Genomic DNA, 16884 nt, shown 5'->3' on the forward strand with positions numbered 1-16884 from the left:
GTCTAGTTGATCGATTCAGAGAACGGCCAGAGGCAGGGTGCCGGGCCGTACCGGGGACGGCAGATCCGACTCACCCATCAGGTAGGCGTCCACCGCATGCGCCGCGCTACGGCCCTCGGCGATGGCCCACACCACCAGCGACGCGCCACGGTGCGCGTCACCACACACGAACACCCCGGGTGCGTCGGTCTGCCAGTCCGAACCACAGGACACGGTGCCGCGGGGGGTCAGTTTCAGGTCCAGCCCGTCGAGCAGCGCCATGTGCTCGACGCCCTCGAACCCGATGGCCAGCAGCGCCAGGTCACAGGGAATCTCCAACGACTCGCCCACCGGGGTGATCTCACGGCGCCCCTCCGCGTCGCGGGTCACCTGGACCTCGGCGATCTCGATGGCCCGCACATGACCGCTGTCGTCGCCGATGAACCGCTGCACCGCCACCTCGAACCGGCGCGCACCCCCTTCGGCATGCGCCGGGGAGGTGCGCAGCACCAACGGCCACGTCGGCCACGGCGAAAGGTCGTCGTCGCGGGTCTCGGGCGGCTCGGTGTTGTAGTCGAGCTGAGTCACCGAAGCCGCACCCTGGCGGTGTGCGGTGCCCAGACAGTCCGCGCCGGTGTCGCCGCCACCGATGATCACCACGTGCTTGCCCGCCGCCGAGATCGGTGAGGACGCGTCGCCCTCGCATTCGCGGTTGGCGGGCACCAGATGGTCCATCGCCAGGTGCACGCCGTCGAGTTCACGGCCGGGCACCGCGTTGTCGCGGCCGCGCAGCGCGCCGACCGCCAGCACCACCGCCTGATGGCGCTGACGCAGCTGCTCGACGGTGACATCGACCCCCACCTCGCACTCGGTGACGAATCTCGTTCCCTCCGCCCGCATCTGGGCCAAACGCTGATTAAGTACCGACTTCTCCAGCTTGTACTCGGGGATCCCGTAGCGGAGCAGCCCGCCCACCCGGTCGTCACGCTCGTACACCGTCACCTCATGACCGGCGCGGGTGAGTTGTTGTGCGGCAGCCAGACCCGCAGGGCCCGAGCCGACGACTGCGACGCTCCTGCCCGTGGTGATCGCGGCGGGCTGTGGTTCCACGGTGCCGTTCATCCACGCGTGGTCGGCGATCGTCTGCTCGATCCGCTTGATCGTCACACTGCCGCCGGTCTGCTCCTCCGAGATCGAGAGCACGCAGGCCGATTCACACGGCGCCGGGCACAGCCGTCCGGTGAACTCCGGAAAGTTGTTGGTGGCGTGCAGGCGATCACTGGCCGCATCCCAACGCCCCCGCCGGACCAAGTCGTTCCATTCCGGGATCAGATTGCCCAACGGGCAGCCTGCCTTGCCGGAATGACAGAACGGGATCCCACAATCCATACAGCGCCGCGCCTGCTGCGACACCTCACCGGCGCGCGCATTGGGATCCTCGCGCTCGTACACCTCGCGCCAGTCCCCCACCCGCTCCTCGACCGGCCGCTTGGCCGCCTCGATCTTGGGAACACGAAGAAATCCGGTCGGATCAGCCACGGCTGGCCTCCATGATCGCGCTGTCCACATCACGTCCCTCGGCCTTGGCCATCCGGGTCGCCTGCAGAACACGCTGGTAGTCGGTGGGCATAACTTTGGTGAATTGCGCGCTTCGCCTTGGCCAGTCGGCCAGAAGCGAGTACGCCAGGGTGCTGCCGGTGTAGCGCGCGTGGCCGGCCACCACATCGTGCAGCCAGGCCAGATCCTCTGCTTCCAACTGCTGCAGCTGCACCATTTCGGTGTTGACCTTGGTCGGGTCCAGACCGAGCACGAACGCGATGCCACCGGACATACCGGCAGCCAGGTTGCGCCCGGTCCTACCCAGGATCACCACGCGGCCGCCGGTCATGTACTCGCACGCGTGGTCTCCGACACCCTCGACGACGGCCAAGGCCCCGGAATTGCGGGCGCAGAAGCGCTCACCGACCCGGCCCCGCAAGAACACCTCGCCCGAGGTCGCGCCGTAGAGCAGGGTGTTGCCGGCGATGACGTTGTCCTCGGGCAGGAACAGCACATCGTCGGGCGGCCGCACGATAACCCGACCGCCGGAAAGCCCTTTGCCCACATAGTCGTTGGCATCACCGATCAGATCCAGCGTGACTCCCGGCGGCAGAAATGCTCCGATCGACTGGCCGGCGGACCCGGTGAGGGTGACGTGAACGGTGTTGTCGGGCAGTCCGGCGGCACCGTAGCGGCGCGTGACTTCCGACCCGAGCAGGGTACCCACCGTCCGGTTGACGTTCCGGACGGGAAGCTCCAGCCGAACCGGTAGAGCATCCTCGAGTGCGCCCTCGGCAAGTTGGATCAGGGTCCGATCGAGGGCTTGCTCGAGTCCATGATCCTGATCGCGCACCCGTCGCCGCTGCGTCATGTTGCCGTGGGCATCGAGCGGTACGGCGAACACCGGACTGAGGTCGAGCCCCCGGCTCTTCCAGTGCGCCACGCCGGGTTCGGTGTCGAGCACCTCGGCATGGCCGACGGCCTCGTCGATGCTTCGGAATCCCAGCTCGGCGAGGTATCGGCGGATGTCCTCGGCAATGAACGTGAAGAAGTTCTCCACGAACTCGGGCTTGCCGTTGAACCGCGCCCGTAGTTCGGGGTTCTGTGTGGCCACCCCGACCGGGCAGGTATCCAGGTGACAGACCCGCATCATGATGCAGCCGGACACCACCAGCGGTGCCGTGGCGAAGCCGAACTCCTCGGCACCCAGGAGCGCCGCGACGATCACATCGCGGGCACTGCGCATCCCGCCGTCGCACTGCACGGTGATCCGGTCACGCAAACCGTTGAGCACCAACGTCTGCTGGGTGTCGGCGAGGCCGATCTCCCACGGCGCCCCGGCATGCTTGAGCGAGGTCAGCGGTGCGGCACCGGTGCCGCCGTCGTACCCGGAGATCAGCACCACATCGGCATGCGCCTTCGACACCCCGGCCGCAACCGTGCCGACCCCGACGCTGCTCACCAGCTTCACGTGAATCCGGGCGTCGGCGTTGGCGTTCTTCAGATCATGGATGAGCTGGGCCAGATCCTCGATCGAATAGATGTCGTGGTGCGGAGGCGGCGAGATCAACCCCACACCCGGTGTCGAGTGCCGGGTCTTGGCGATGTTCGGATACACCTTGTAGCCCGGAAGTTGACCGCCTTCACCCGGTTTGGCCCCCTGCGCCATCTTGATCTGGATGTCGGTGGCGTTCACCAAATAGTCGCTGGTGACGCCGAAGCGGCCCGAAGCAACCTGCTTGACGGCGCTGCGCCGCCGCGGATCGTAGAGCCGGTCGACATCCTCGCCGCCTTCGCCGCTGTTCGACCGGCCACCGAGGTTGTTCATGGCGATGGCCATGGTCTCGTGAGCCTCCGCCGAGATTGACCCGTAACTCATTGCACCGGTGTTGAACCGGGTCACGATCGACTCGACCGGCTCGACCTCGTCGAGCGGGACCGGGGGTCGCAGCCCCTGCTTGAACTCGAACAGGCCACGCAGCGTCCCACCTTCCCGGGACAGCCGATCGACCTCCTCGGAGTATTTGGAGAAGATGTCACGGCGCCCGGTACGGGTTGAATGCTGCAGCAGGAACACCACTTCCGGGGTGAACAGGTGCAGCTCCCCTTCCCGGCGGAACGCGTATTCGCCGCCGACCTCGAGACGACGATGCACCCGTTCGGTGGGGTTCTCCGGATACGCGCGCCGGTGGCGTAGCTTGACCTCCTCGGCCAGCACATCCAGTCCCACGCCGCCGAGCTGGCTGGTGGTACCGGTGAAGTACTCATCGACGACTTCGCGGCTCAGCCCGATCGCCTCGAAAACCTGCGCGGCGGTGTACGACGCGACCGTGGAGATGCCCATCTTGCTCATCACCTTGACCACGCCCTTGCCGAGCGCCTTGACATAATTGCGCACCGCGGTGGCGGTTTCGATACCGGTCAGCTCACCCTCGCGGACCAGGTCCTCGATCGACTCGAAGGCCAGGTAGGGATTGACCGCGGCGGCCCCGTACCCGATGAGCATGGCGATGTGATGGACCTCGCGGGCATCACCGCTTTCCACCACCAGCGCCACCTTGGTGCGTTCCTTGGTCCGCACCAGGTGGTGGTGTACCGCCGAAACCGCCAGCAGCGACGGGACCGGAGCCCGCGTGTGATCAGAATCGCGATCGGAGATCACCAGTGTGCGAGCACCTTTGGCGATCGCCTCGGTGGCCCGCAACTGCAGGTCATCGAGCGCTTCGGCCAGCCCCTCGCCGCCGGCCTCGACGTCGTAGAGCGCACGCAGGACGGCCGTCCGCAGACCCGGATGGTCGCCGTCGTCGTTGATGTGGACGATCTTGCTCAGCTCATCGTTGTCGAGAACCGGCCAACGCAAGACGATTTGGCGGCAGGACGCGGCCGAGGGTTCCAGCAGATTCTCCTCGGGCCCCATCACCCGCGCCATCGAGGTGACCACCTCCTCGCGAATGGCATCCAGCGGCGGGTTGGTCACCTGGGCGAACAGTTCGATGAAATAGTCGTAGAGCAGCCGTGAGCGCTTCGACAGCACCGCGACGGGGGTATCGGTCCCCATCGAGCCGAGCGGCTCTCCACCCGACGCCGCCATCGGGGTCAGCAGGATCCGCAGTTCCTCCTCGGTGTAGCCGAACGCGATCTGCCGCCGCACCACCGAGTCGTGATTCGGCTGAATCCGGGACCTTTCGGGCAACGTGCCGAGATCCAGCAAGCCGGCATGCAGCCACTCACCGTAGGGTTCGGCCGCGGCCAGCTGCTCCTTGATCTCGTCGTCTCCGATGATGCGGCCGGCGGCGGTGTCGACCAGGAACATCTTTCCGGGTTGCAGCCGGCCCTTGGCGACGATCTCGCCCGACGGCACGTCGAGTACGCCGCTCTCACTCGCCAGGATGATCCGATCATCAACCGTGCGCCACCAGCGTCCCGGCCGTAAACCGTTGCGGTCCAACACCGCTCCCACCACCGTGCCATCGGTGAAGGTGACGCAGGCCGGCCCGTCCCATGGTTCCATCAGAGAGGCATGGAACTTCCAGAACGCGCGCTCCGCGGCATCCATGGTGGTGGCGTTCTGCCACGCCTCCGGGATCATCGTCAGCACCGCGTGCGGCAGGCTGCGTCCGCCCAGGTGCAGCAGCTCGAGCACCTCGTCAAAGGACGCCGAATCGGAGGCATCCGGGGTGCAGATCGGCGACAACCGGCTCAGGTCACCGGGAATCCGGGCGCTGGCCAGTAGCGCCTCCCGGGCATGCATACGGTTGCGGTTCCCGCGAACGGTGTTGATCTCCCCGTTGTGCGCGACGAACCGGAACGGATGCGCCAGCGGCCAGGACGGAAATGTGTTGGTGGAGAAACGACTGTGCACGATCGCGATCGCACTCATGCAACGCGGGTCTCGCAGGTCCGGAAAGTATTGCGGCAGCTGCATTGTCGTCAGCATGCCCTTGTAGACGATTGTCCGGCTGGACAGCGATGCAAAGTACACCGCGTCGACACCGGTGCCCTGCTCGGCCCGCTTGCGCAGCGGGTAGACCTTGCGGTCCAGATCGATACCGCCCGCCCGGACGCCGTCGGCCTCCGGCGCCGCGATGAACAACTGGGCCATGTGAGGCATGCACCCCAGCGCAGTCAGGCCGATACCGGCCCCGTCGGGATCGACAGGCACCGCGCGCCAGCCCAGCACCTCAAGACCTTCTTCGGCGGCCAGTGCCTCGATGCGGGCGCGCGCGGCACTGCGCGCGTCCTCATCCTGTGGCAGGAAACAGATGCCGGTGGCGAAGGTATTGCTGCCGTCGGCGGCGGGGCCCGGCAGTGCGAAGTCGACCACGTGCCGCAACAACTCGACGGGCAACTGCAGCAGGATGCCGGCGCCATCCCCGCTGTTGGGCTCGGCCCCGGCGGCACCGCGGTGTTCGAGGTGTTCGAGCGCGGTCAGACCGTCACTGACGATGCCGTGGGAACGGCGGCCCTGAATATCGGTGATCATGGCCACGCCGCAGGAATCGGCCTCATTGGCCGGGTCATAGAGCCCCTGCGCGTCTGGCAATGCCGAGAACAGCACTTGATCGCACCTCCGCAAGTCCGGAACATCCTGGTCCCGGGACTGCACCGGCCCGAATTTTCAGTGTATCAGCGCAGGTGGGCTACTACAGAGTGCTTATCGTCGGGACCAACGGAAAGCCCGGGAGGTTCCGCACCACCGTCCAGACCACCACCGTGACCACGATCGTCACCACCGCCGCCACTGGGAACAGCGGCTTGCCCAGCCGCCACCGGACCAGCATCCACACGATCAGGACCGGAAGTCCCACCAGGGCGAATACGTTGTCGACGACAGCCGCACCAATATCACCGTGCAGCAGGTCATGGGTCATCCGCAGACCACCGCAGGCCGGACAATTCCACCCGGTCAGAGCCTTGAACGGGCACTCAGGGAACAGAAAACCCGGGCGGTGTGGATCGGCCACACCGATATAGGTCAACGCGCCGGCACCGAGCACTCCCGCGGTCAGCAGCGAATACCGCCCCGCCGTCGTGGTGGTGAGGCCGCTAGGTTCCATCACGCAGGGGACGCCCGTACGGGTCGCGGACCCTGTCGGTGAGGATCAGGATCGCATCGATGAGCCCCCAGATTATGGCGCCGATGCCACAAGTGGCCAAGCCCACGATCAGCTGGGCGACGCCCAATCCGGTCTGGCCCAGGTAGATCCGCCCGATGCCCACAAACCCGAACAGGCCGACCAACTGCAGCAGACCGGCAACCACCTTCGACTTGTCGGAGAGCGGCTCGCCGGTGAACGGATGACGACCAAATGGCGCACTCGGATCCACAAACGACGGCGGATACGGCTGGTAGCCGGCCGGTGGCGGCGGATATCCTGCGGGCGGCGGAAACCCGCCCGGCGACGGGATATCCGAGGGGCCTTCGGACTGCGACGGATCGGTCATACCGTCAGGATGCCAGACACCGGATCCTTACCGGTTACGGCGCAACCAGCGACGTACCCGGCCACCCTGCTTCACCGGTTCGGGATGCGCGACAGCAGCGTCCGCCTTCGGCTCTGGCTCGGGCTCCCCCGCAACCTCGTCCTCGGATTCGTCGTCCGCTTCATCCGCATCGTCAGCTACTTCGGCCTCAGATTCGTCGTCGACGTCATCGGTCACTTCGGGGTCTGACTCATCACCGGAGACCTCGTCGACTTCTTCATCGGTCTCTTCGGACGTCTCTTCGGCCGGCTCAGCGTCGTCTTCAGCCTCCACCGATTCGACAGATCCGGATGCGTCTTCGGCGTCGTCTGACGCTGCGGCGTCGGACTCTTCGACCTCATCGGTCACCGACTCGTCATCGGTATCGGTCTCCGTCGGAGCCGCACCCTCAGCCACAGCCTCTTCCGTAACGGCAACCTCTTCGATGTCGTCCGCCGATTCAGGCTCAGCCTCGTCTTCGGTGCCCGTGGACTCCTCGTCGGTGCCCGTCTCGGACTCCTCGGTGGCCTGCTCGGCTGCAGCTTCGCCTGCTTCTGCGTCGTCGGGCTCCACGGCTTCGTCTACGGGGACCTCAACCTCGTCGACCTCGTCGGCGACATCCTCGTCGGCCTCAGCCTCGGTACCGGCGACGATTTCTTCGGCGTCGTCCGCCGATTCAGGCTCAGCCTCGTCATCGGTACTCGTGGACTCCTCGTCGGTGGTCTGCTCGGCTGCAACTTCGTCTGCTTCTGCGTCGTCGGACTCTTCGACCTCGTCGGTGCCCGACTCGTCGTCGGCATCGGACTCCGTCGGAGCCGCACCCTCAGCCACAGCCTCTTCCGTAACGGCAACCTCTTCGATGTCGTCCGCCGATTCAGGCTCAGCCTCGTCTTCGGTACTCGTGGACTCCTCGTCGGTGGTCTGCTCGGCTGCAGCTTCGCCTGCTTCTGCGTCGTCGGGCTCCACGGTTTCGTCTACCGGGACCCCAACCTCGTCGACCTCGTCGGCAGCATCCTCGTCGGCCTCAGCCTCGGTACCGGCGACGATTTCTTCGGCGTCTGCCTCCGACTGGGCGGTATCGGCGCCAACGGCCGCCTCGGCAGCCTCTAGGTCTGCGTCCTCGTCAGCTGCCGCACCGTCGGTGACTTCCTCGGATTCGGCGTCCTCGTCGCTTTCAGCTTCCGGCTCACCTTCAGCGGCGTCGGAATCATCGGCCTCTTCGAGGGACTCGTCGACGACGACAGCGTCAGGTTCAGCGGCTTCGTCCTCGGTCTCGGCCTTAGCGTCGGCGGGCTCGTCGTCGTCAGCATCCTCGTCAGCGACCTCATCGGCCTCATCCTCAGATTCGGCTTCGGGCTCACCTTCGGCTTCTGCGGACTCCTCTTCGTCGCCGGCGTCCTCGTCGGCGTCGTCATCAGACTCTGTGCTGATCGCCTTCAGTTCGATGGCCGCGGCCGCCTCGGCTCCGTCGTCTTCGCTGGCGCCGACCTCATCGGGATGCATGTGGTCGGCATCCTCGGCGTCCTCGTCATCGTCTTGCCCCGCCGCCGTTGCCGCCGCGACAACACCGGTGGTGGCCGCCGCGGCAACGAGTTCCTTGCCGAGTTCGTCCAGCGCCGACTCGTCCTCTTCGTCCTCGCGCTTACCTGCCAAGGTCGCCGGGTCTTCCCGGCCCTTGGTCGCCAACATGATGTAGACCACGGCGCCGATGAACACGAAGGTCGAGGTGAACGTATTGATACGGATGCCGGCGAACTCGGTTGCCGGGTCGCTGCGCATCAACTCGACCAGGAAACGGCCCGCGCAGTAGCCGGCCACATAAAGCGCGAACAGCCTTCCGTGGCCGAGTTTGAACTTGCGGTCGGCCCAAATGAGCAGCGCGAAAACCAGTAGGTTCCACAGCAATTCGTAGAGGAAGGTGGGGTGCACCACCCGTAGGACCTCGCCGGTCGACACTCCGTTGAGATCATCGACCCGGCCGAGGGAGTTCACGCGTTTGTAGATCTCCAGGCCCCACGGCAATGTGGTGTCGCCGCCGTACAGCTCCTGGTTGAAGTAGTTGCCGAGCCGGCCGATCGCCTGAGCCAAGATGATTCCCGGAGCGATCGCATCACCGAAGGCCGGCAGCGGAATTCCGTGCGAACGGCAACCGATCCAGGCTCCGACGCCGCCCAGTGCGACGGCGCCCCAGATTCCCAGACCGCCCTGCCAGACCTGGAATGCCGCCCCGAGTCCCTTTCCGGTCGGCCCGAAATAGGTGGGCCAGTCCGTCATGACGTGATACAACCGGCCACCGACGAGCCCGAAAGGCACTGCCCACAAGGCGATGTCATAGATGACGCCGGCCTGCCCACCCCGCGCCTGCCAACGCCGGTCGCCGATCACCAGCGCGGCGATGATGCCGACGATGATGCACAGCGCGTACGCGCGGATCGGCACCGGCCCCAGATGCCAGACGCCCTGCGACGGGCTGGGCAAATACGCGAGCACGGTAGTGGTCAAGCTGAAATCCTCTGCCTAACGCCGATGGCCAGTTCTTCGGTGAGGCGACGGACGGCGTCCAACCCCTCGCTCAGGGCCGACACCAGGGCCGACCCGACGATGACGCCGTCGGCGTAGGCGCCGATCTCGGCGGCCTGCGCTCCCGAGCGCACACCCAATCCGACCCCGACGGGGATGTCGGACACTTCCTTGACGCGCCGCACCAACTCGGGTGCCGCGTTCGAGACCACATCGCGCGCGCCGGTGACGCCCATCGTCGAGGCGGCGTAGACGAAACCTCGCGATGCTTTCACCGTCGCCGCGAGCCGTTCCGGCGTCGAGGACGGGGCGACCAGGAAGATCCGGTCCAGATTGTGTTCCTCGGAGGCGGCGATCCAGTCGACGGCTTCCTCGGGAATCAGATCGGGGGTGATAAGTCCGCATCCACCGGCGGAGGCCAGGTCGCGGGCAAATGTGTCAACACCCTTGCGCAGCACCGGGTTCCAGTAGGTCATCACCACGGCGCGGCCACCGGCGTTGCTGATCGCCTCGACCGCGGCCAGGGTGTCGCGCACCCGGACGCCGCCGGCCAGGGCAGCGTCGGCGGCGGCGGCAATGGTGGGTCCGTCCATTCCTGGATCCGAGTAGGGAACGCCGACTTCCACCAGGTCGCAACCGGACTCGACCATCGCCGTCATCGCTGCGATCGACGTCTGAACGTCCGGGAACCCGGTCGGCAGGTAGCCGATCAGCGCGGCACGGCCCTCGGCGCGGCAGCCGTCGAACATTTCCGCCAGCCGGCTCATCCCGCGCTCCCCTCATCGAGCAGCCCGAACCACGTGGCCGCCGTCTCGACGTCCTTGTCACCACGTCCGGACAAGTTCACCACGATGATCGATCCACTGCCCAGTTCAGGTCCCAGCTTGAGTGCACCGGCCACCGCGTGCGCCGACTCGATCGCCGGAATGATGCCCTCGAGGCGGCACAGCAGCGAGAACGCATCCATCGCCTCGGTATCGGTGATCGGGCGGTACTCGGCACGGCCGATGTCTTTCAGGAAAGCATGCTCAGGTCCGACACCCGGATAGTCCAAACCGGCCGAGATGGAATGCGATTCGATCGTCTGGCCATCCTCGTCCTGCAACAGGTAGGAGAATGAACCCTGGAACGCACCGGGCGAGCCACCCGCGAATGTCGCAGCGTGCCGCCCTGTTTCGACACCGTCGCCGGCGGCCTCGAAACCGACCAGCCGGACCGCCGGGTCATCGATGAACGCGTGGAACACGCCGATGGCGTTCGAACCGCCACCGACACACGCGGTGACCGCGTCGGGCAACCGACCGGCCTGATCAAGGATCTGCGCTCTGGCCTCCAAACCGATCACGCGCTGGAAATCACGCACCATCAGCGGGAACGGATGCGGGCCGGCAGCCGTCCCGAAGCAGTAGTAAGTGTCATCGGCGTTGGTGACCCAGTCCCGGAATGCCTCGTTGATGGCGTCCTTGAGGGTCTTGGAACCAGCCTCGACCGAGACAACGGTGGCTCCCAGCAGCCGCATCCGCGCGACGTTGAGGGCCTGGCGGGCGGTATCCACCGCGCCCATGTAAATGATGCATTCGAGACCGAGCAGCGCGCACGCGGTGGCAGTGGCCACGCCGTGCTGACCGGCGCCGGTCTCGGCGATGACGCGAGTCTTACCCATCTGCCGCGCGAGCAGCGCCTGCCCCAGAACATTGTTGATCTTGTGAGAACCGGTGTGGTTCAGATCTTCTCGCTTGAGGAAGATGCGCGCGCCGCCTGCATGCTCGGACAGGCGGGTGGCCTCGTACAGCGGGGACGGCCGGCCACTGTAGTGACGCTGTAACCGGTCCAGCTCATCGAGGAAGGCTTGATCACCGCGGGCCTTCTCGTAGGCCGCGGTCACCTCCTCGATGACTGCCATCAGCGCCTCGGGGACCAACCGGCCACCGTAAGAACCGAAATGTCCCAGCGCGTCGGGATCGTGAACGGTCGGTTCGGCCACGCCTGCGCTGGAACGGGGCAACTCGGGCCCCGCGAGATCCGCCATCAAACAGCCTTTTCGTGCAAGCGGCTCATCGCCTGGTTCAGCGAGCCGGTTTCGGGCAGGACGGGTGCGTACCGGCGGTGACCAGGTCGGCGACCGCGGTGCGGGGATCCCCGCTGGTCACCAGGCCCTCACCGACCAGCACGGCATCGGCACCCGCGCCGGCATACGCCAGCAGATCAGCGGTTCCACGAACTCCGGACTCCGCGACACGGATGACATTGCTGGGCAATCCCGGCGCGATCCGACTGAAGCAGTCGCGGTCGACTTCGAGCGTCTTGAGGTCGCGGGCGTTGACACCGATCACCGTGGCGCCGGCCTGCAACGCCCGGTCGGCCTCTTCTTCGGTGTGCACCTCGACAAGTGCCGTCATCCCGAGAGATTCCGTGCGCTCGAGCAGCGATTCCAACACCGGCTGCTCCAGCGCCGCGACAATCAACAGCAACAGGTCGGCACCATGGGCCCGGGCCTCATGGATCTGGTATGGCTTGATGACAAAGTCTTTGCGCAACACCGGGATTGACACCGCGGCCCGCACTGCGTCGAGGTCCTCCAGAGATCCGTTGAACCTGCGCTGCTCGGTGAGCACGCTGATCACCCGCGCACCACCGGCCTCATACGCCTGCGCCAGCTTCGCCGGATCGGCGATGTTGGCCAGCTCGCCCCGAGACGGACTTGCGCGCTTCACCTCGGCGATCACGGCAATTCCCGGTTCCCGCAACGCAGCCATCACGTTGAGGGGAGGAGGTGCGTCCTGGGCCCGCGCCTTGATATCAGCCAAGCTGATAACGGCCTCGCGGGCGGCAACGTCGGCGCGGACTCCCTCGATAATGGAGTCGAGCACTGTGGCCGAACTCATCGCCCGTCGGTTCCTTTCTGGTGCCTCCGGGCCGGTCCCGGTTGCCCTCCCTCGAAGGGTAGCCGTCGCCACACCTTCACCATTCACCGGCCCTTACTGTCCGGATCAGTGCCCTCGCCGGTCGGATCGTGACCTTCGTCCAGCGCATCCCACAGCATTCGCTCCGACATCGGCTCATCACCGCCGTCACCCCTGACTGCCTCCCGCCGCGCCGCGGGTGCCGAATAGCGGCCCGCATTGCCGCCCTTCGCGCTGTTGGCCGACCGCATCAGCAGCACCGCACCGACCAATGCACACACCGCTGCCACCAGGGTCAGCACTGCGCCCCCGAAGGAACGACTGGTCCCGCCCCCAGCTGCGGTCAGCTGGGAAACCGGAACAACTGCCAGGTCAGCGGCCCGCTGCGCCACATCCTTGACCACCCACAGGCTGATCCCCAGGTACCCCATCCCGGCGCTGGCAGCAGCGATCAGCAGGGCCAGTAACCGCAACGCCCAGCCGTGCACGGCCAGCACCGCGACCGCGGCCGCCAGCACCAGCAGTGCCAGCGGGATCAAGGCCGTCGACCAGGATGCGCCCGTCAACGCCGTGGTCTTGGGCTTACCCAGCCCATCGAACGACGTCACCGATACCCAGGTCATCCGCGACGCGACCCACAACATCACCGCCGCGACGACGAACAGCGCCTGCGCCACCCGGGTCACGGCTCGGCCAATGTGTCAGCGGCGGCAATGGCGTTGAGCACGGCTTTCGCCTTGTTCGCCGATTCGTTGTACTCGTAGGGGCCGTTGGAATCGGCCACAACTCCCCCTCCGGCCTGCACATAGGCCGTGCCGTCCCGCATCAGTGCGGTCCGGATGGCAATCGCGAAGTCGGCGTTTCCGGCGAAGTCGAGGTAGCCCAGCACGCCGCCGTATAGGCCGCGCCGGGTCATCTCGACCTCCTCGATCAACTCCATGGCCCGCACCTTGGGTGCCCCGGAAAGAGTGCCGGCCGGGAAACATGCCGTCACCGCGTCCAGCGCGGTCTTCCCCTCGGCCAACTCCCCGGTCACCGTGGACACCAGGTGCATCACATGGCTGTAGCGCTCGATATGGCTGTAGTCCTCGACCCGCACGGTGCCCGGGCGGCACACCCGCCCCAGATCGTTGCGGCCGAGATCGACGAGCATCAGGTGCTCGGCGCGTTCCTTCTCGTCGGCCAGCAGTTCCTTTTCGAGCAGCACGTCTTCTTCCTCGGTGGTGCCGCGCCACCGCGTACCCGCGATCGGGTGGGTGGTGGCCCGGCCGTCTTTCACTGTGACCAGAGCCTCGGGACTGGAGCCGACAACCGAAAAGTCCAGTCCGCCATCGGCATCGGGAACGTTGAGCAGATACATGTACGGGCTCGGGTTGGTCACCCGCAGCATCCGGTAGACATCAATAGGATCCGCTCTGGTGGTCATCTCGAACCGCTGTGAGGGCACCACCTGGAACGCTTCGCCGGCCTCGATGTCGCCGACGAGCTTCTCGACGATCGCGGTGTACTCCTCCACCGTGCGCTGCGCGCGGTGATCAGGCACAGGGCGGCTGAACGTCGCCACGGTGGACGACAGCGGCTGCCCGAGGGCGGTGGTCATCACATCGAGGCGTCGCACCGCATCGTCATACGCCTCGTCAACCCGTTCGTCGGTGCCGTTCCAGTTCACCGCATTGGCGATCAAGGTGATGGTGCCCTCGTGGTGGTCGACGGCCGCGATGTCGGTGGCCAGCAGCAGCACCATGTCCGGCAGTCCCAGATCGTCGACAGCGAGCTCTGGGAGCCGTTCCAGCCGGCGCACCATATCGTAGGCGAAATAGCCCACCAACCCCGATGACAGCGGCGGCAGATCGGGCACCGCCTCGGTCTGCAGCAGATCCAGCGTGGCTCGCAAAGCTGCCAACGGCTCGCCGCCGCTGGGTGCGTCCTTGGGTGCCGTACCCAGCCACACCGCCTCGTCGTTGCGGACCGTCAGGGCCGAGGGGGCACCGGCGCCGATGAACGACCATCGTGACCACGAGCGACCGTTCTCGGCCGATTCCAGCAGGAACGTGCCGGGACGGTTGGCGGCGAGCTTGCGGTACGCGGACAACGGCGTCTCGCTGTCGGCCAGCACCTTGCGCGTCACCGGGACCACGCGGTGCTCGGAGGCCAGCGCCCGGAAATCCTCGCGCGATGTGGTGCGGGTGAGGCTGTCGGGGGTGGTTTGCACAGACCAATCCTCCCAGATCGACGTAGCAGGACTGGCATGCAGACGGCTAGCGTGGGCGACCATGACACAGATCAGGACCGGTGACACCGTTCCCGACTTTGAACTCCCCGACCAGACCGGCACGATTCGCAGTCTGACGAGCCTGCTCGCCGACGGCCCGGTGGTGCTGTTCTTCTATCCGGCGGCGATGACTCCGGGATGCACCAAGGAGGCCTGTCACTTCCGCGATCTGGCCGGCGAGTTCACCGCCGCCGGGGCGAACCGGGTCGGGATCAGCACCGACCCGGTCGCCAAACAGGCCAAGTTCGCCGACATCCAGAATTTCGACTACCCGCTGCTCTCGGATGCCGACGGCAAGGTGGCGGCCCAGTTCGGGGTCAAGCGTGGCCTGCTGGGCAAGCTCATGCCCGTCAAGCGGACCACGTTCGTCATCGACACCGACCGCACCGTGCTGGCGGTGATCTCCAGCGAGATCAGCATGGACACCCATGCTGACAAGGCACTGGAAGTGCTCAAGGCGCGTTGACCGCCCGCAGCACCGCCGCCATCGACGCCGCGAGTACCGAATCGCTGCGCCCGCACGCCCATCCGGTGCGAGTGGCCGACCGGTACTCCAGGTAGCTGACGGCGGTGCTGCCGATCGACTGCTGGGTCAGACTCAACACCTCGACCGAATGGCCGATCTCCTCCAGCGCGGCCCGCAGTGCATCCACCGGGCCGATGCCACGATGGCTGCTGGTCACGGTGCGGCCGTCGCACACCAGCGTGAGGTCGGTGACCGCGGCTGCACCGTCGCCGCCGGTGTGCCAGTCCTTGAGGTGCACCGGCCCGGCGGGATCGAGATAGGCCGCTTCGAACAACTCGAACAGTTCGGCGGCGGTGATCTCGGCACCACTCTCGTCAGTGTGCGTCTGGACGTGGCGGGCGAAATCGATCTGCAGGCGGCGCGGCAGTTCCAGTCCGTATTCACCTGCCAGCAGGTACGCAATCCCACCCTTGCCTGACTGCGAGTTCACCCGGATCACCGCGTCATAGGTGCGGCCGATGTCGGCCGGGTCGATCGGCAGATACGGTACCCGCCAATCGATTTCATTCTCCGGCCGCCCCGTGTCCACGGCGCGTCGGCGATGTTCGGCGAACCCTTTCTTGATCGCATCCTGGTGTGTTCCCGAAAACGCCGTGTGCACCATGTCCCCGACATACGGATGGCGCTCGTGGATCGGCATTCGGGTGCAATGACTGACTGTCCGCGCGATCTCGTCGATGTCGGAGAAGTCGATCATCGGGTCCACACCCTGCGCATGCAGATTCAATGCCAAGGTCGCGATGTCGACATTGCCCGTGCGTTCACCGTTGCCGAACACGCAGCCTTCGACCCGCTGCGCCCCGGCGAGCACCGCCAGTTCGGCACACGCGATGCCCGTTCCCCGATCATTGTGCGGATGCACCGACAAGATGACGCTGTCACGGCGAGATACGTTGCGGTGCATGTATTCGATCTGATCGGCATACACATTCGGGGTGGCGACTTCGACGGTGGCCGGCAGGTTCAAGATGACCGGACGATCAGGCGTGGCTTGCCACCGCACCGTGACCGCGTCGCACAACTCCAGCACATAGTCGGGCTCGGTGAGGTTGAACACCTCCGGCGAGAACTCGAATCGCACATTGGGCATGCCGTCGGTGCATTCCAGGACGTCTTGCGCGCCGTTCAGAATGAGATCCCGCAGTTCGGTACGGGTTTTCCCCAGCACCACGTCGCGCCAGGTCGGTGCGGTGGCGGTGTACATGTGGATGACGACGTCGTTGCCGATGCCACGAACCGAGTCCACGGTCCGTTCGATCAGATCGCGGCGCGCCGGCACGAACACCACGATGGTGACATCCGGCGGGGCGATGTCGGATTCCGCCAGCAGCCGGACGAAGTCGAAGTCGGTCTGCGACGCGGATGGGTATCCGACCTCGATCTCCTTGTAGCCCATGGCGACGAGCAGTTCGAAGAACCGGCGTTTACGGGCCGGATCCATCGGCTCGGCCAGCGCCTGGTTGCCGTCCCGCAAGTCGACCGGAACCCACAGCGGCGCGGTAGTGATGCGTGCGGTGGGCCAATCGCGTTGCACCAGAGGGACTTCAACACGGTCGTAGATGCTGGCGTAGCGATGTGATGGCATCTGGGATTGCCGCTGCCGGTTCCACGTCGGTGCGGTCGCCGGGACTTCCCCGGCCGGGGTGTCGATGGTGGGAAATGCTGACGTCATCAGGGTGCCT

Annotated in this window: 12 protein-coding genes; 1 reads left to right on the forward strand and 11 read right to left on the reverse strand. The window is 66.1% G+C overall.

Features of this window, described 5'->3' with window-relative positions:
- Positions 1-15 precede the first annotated feature (15 nt).
- The 10 genes from ACZY08_RS14645 to ACZY08_RS14690 form a co-directional block, all read right to left on the reverse strand.
- On the reverse strand, positions 16-1518 hold the full coding sequence (locus ACZY08_RS14645) for a glutamate synthase subunit beta (protein ID WP_463745923.1): 1503 nt from the start codon (positions 1516-1518) through the stop codon (positions 16-18).
- On the reverse strand, positions 1511-6076 hold the full coding sequence (gene gltB, locus ACZY08_RS14650; RefSeq protein WP_463745922.1) for a glutamate synthase large subunit: 4566 nt from the start codon (positions 6074-6076) through the stop codon (positions 1511-1513). The genes ACZY08_RS14645 and gltB overlap by 8 nt, the downstream gene beginning before the upstream one ends.
- An 85-nt stretch (positions 6077-6161) precedes the next feature.
- Positions 6162-6575 (reverse strand): DUF2752 domain-containing protein, encoded by a 414-nt coding sequence (locus ACZY08_RS14655; RefSeq protein ID WP_463745997.1) that lies wholly within the window; start codon positions 6573-6575, stop codon positions 6162-6164.
- Positions 6565-6963 (reverse strand): TM2 domain-containing protein, encoded by a 399-nt coding sequence (locus ACZY08_RS14660; RefSeq protein WP_463745921.1) that lies wholly within the window; start codon positions 6961-6963, stop codon positions 6565-6567. Before ACZY08_RS14660 ends, ACZY08_RS14655 begins: the two co-directional genes overlap by 11 nt.
- A gap of 27 nt (positions 6964-6990) precedes the next feature.
- Entirely contained in the window at positions 6991-9483 is a 2493-nt protein-coding gene (gene lgt / locus ACZY08_RS14665; RefSeq protein ID WP_463745920.1) for a prolipoprotein diacylglyceryl transferase, read from the reverse strand.
- Complete coding sequence (gene trpA, locus ACZY08_RS14670; protein ID WP_463745919.1) at positions 9480-10268, reverse strand: tryptophan synthase subunit alpha; 789 nt, start codon at positions 10266-10268, stop codon at positions 9480-9482. Before trpA ends, lgt begins: the two co-directional genes overlap by 4 nt.
- Positions 10265-11530, reverse strand: coding sequence for a tryptophan synthase subunit beta (trpB, locus tag ACZY08_RS14675; protein WP_463745918.1), 1266 nt, complete (start codon positions 11528-11530; stop codon positions 10265-10267). The genes trpA and trpB overlap by 4 nt, the downstream gene beginning before the upstream one ends.
- Before the next feature lie 37 nt (positions 11531-11567).
- Entirely contained in the window at positions 11568-12386 is an 819-nt protein-coding gene (trpC, locus tag ACZY08_RS14680) for an indole-3-glycerol phosphate synthase TrpC (protein ID WP_463745917.1), read from the reverse strand.
- An 83-nt stretch (positions 12387-12469) separates the two neighbouring features.
- Complete coding sequence (locus ACZY08_RS14685) at positions 12470-13090, reverse strand: TIGR02234 family membrane protein (RefSeq protein ID WP_463745916.1); 621 nt, start codon at positions 13088-13090, stop codon at positions 12470-12472.
- Positions 13087-14616, reverse strand: a complete 1530-nt coding sequence (locus ACZY08_RS14690; RefSeq protein ID WP_463745915.1) for an anthranilate synthase component I — start codon at positions 14614-14616, stop codon at positions 13087-13089. Before ACZY08_RS14690 ends, ACZY08_RS14685 begins: the two co-directional genes overlap by 4 nt.
- Positions 14617-14686: 70 nt before the next feature.
- On the opposite strand from ACZY08_RS14690, the gene ACZY08_RS14695 reads away from it, so the two are divergent.
- Complete coding sequence (locus ACZY08_RS14695) at positions 14687-15142, forward strand: peroxiredoxin (RefSeq protein ID WP_463745996.1); 456 nt, start codon at positions 14687-14689, stop codon at positions 15140-15142.
- Here the strand turns inward: ACZY08_RS14695 and ACZY08_RS14700 are convergent.
- Positions 15129-16787 carry a 2-isopropylmalate synthase gene (locus ACZY08_RS14700; protein ID WP_463745995.1) on the reverse strand — a complete coding sequence of 553 codons (1659 nt, stop codon included), beginning with the start codon at positions 16785-16787 and terminating at the stop codon, positions 15129-15131. The two genes, ACZY08_RS14695 and ACZY08_RS14700, sit on opposite strands and share 14 nt — an antisense overlap.
- Positions 16788-16884 lie beyond the last annotated feature (97 nt).

It is taken from the genome of Mycobacterium sp. IDUB_9 (assembly GCF_055419505.1).

Excerpts from the sequence above, each read along its gene's own strand:
- trpA (WP_463745919.1), bottom strand. The coding sequence starts at position 10,268 with ATGAGCCGGCTGGCGGAAATGTTCGACGGCTGCCGCGCCGAGGGCCGT.
- trpC (WP_463745917.1), bottom strand. The coding sequence starts at position 12,386 with ATGAGTTCGGCCACAGTGCTCGACTCCATTATCGAGGGAGTCCGCGCC.
- ACZY08_RS14660 (WP_463745921.1), bottom strand. The coding sequence starts at position 6,963 with ATGACCGATCCGTCGCAGTCCGAAGGCCCCTCGGATATCCCGTCGCCG.
- trpB (WP_463745918.1), bottom strand. The coding sequence starts at position 11,530 with ATGGCGGATCTCGCGGGGCCCGAGTTGCCCCGTTCCAGCGCAGGCGTG.
- ACZY08_RS14655 (WP_463745997.1), bottom strand. The coding sequence starts at position 6,575 with ATGGAACCTAGCGGCCTCACCACCACGACGGCGGGGCGGTATTCGCTG.
- ACZY08_RS14700 (WP_463745995.1), bottom strand. The coding sequence starts at position 16,787 with ATGCCATCACATCGCTACGCCAGCATCTACGACCGTGTTGAAGTCCCT.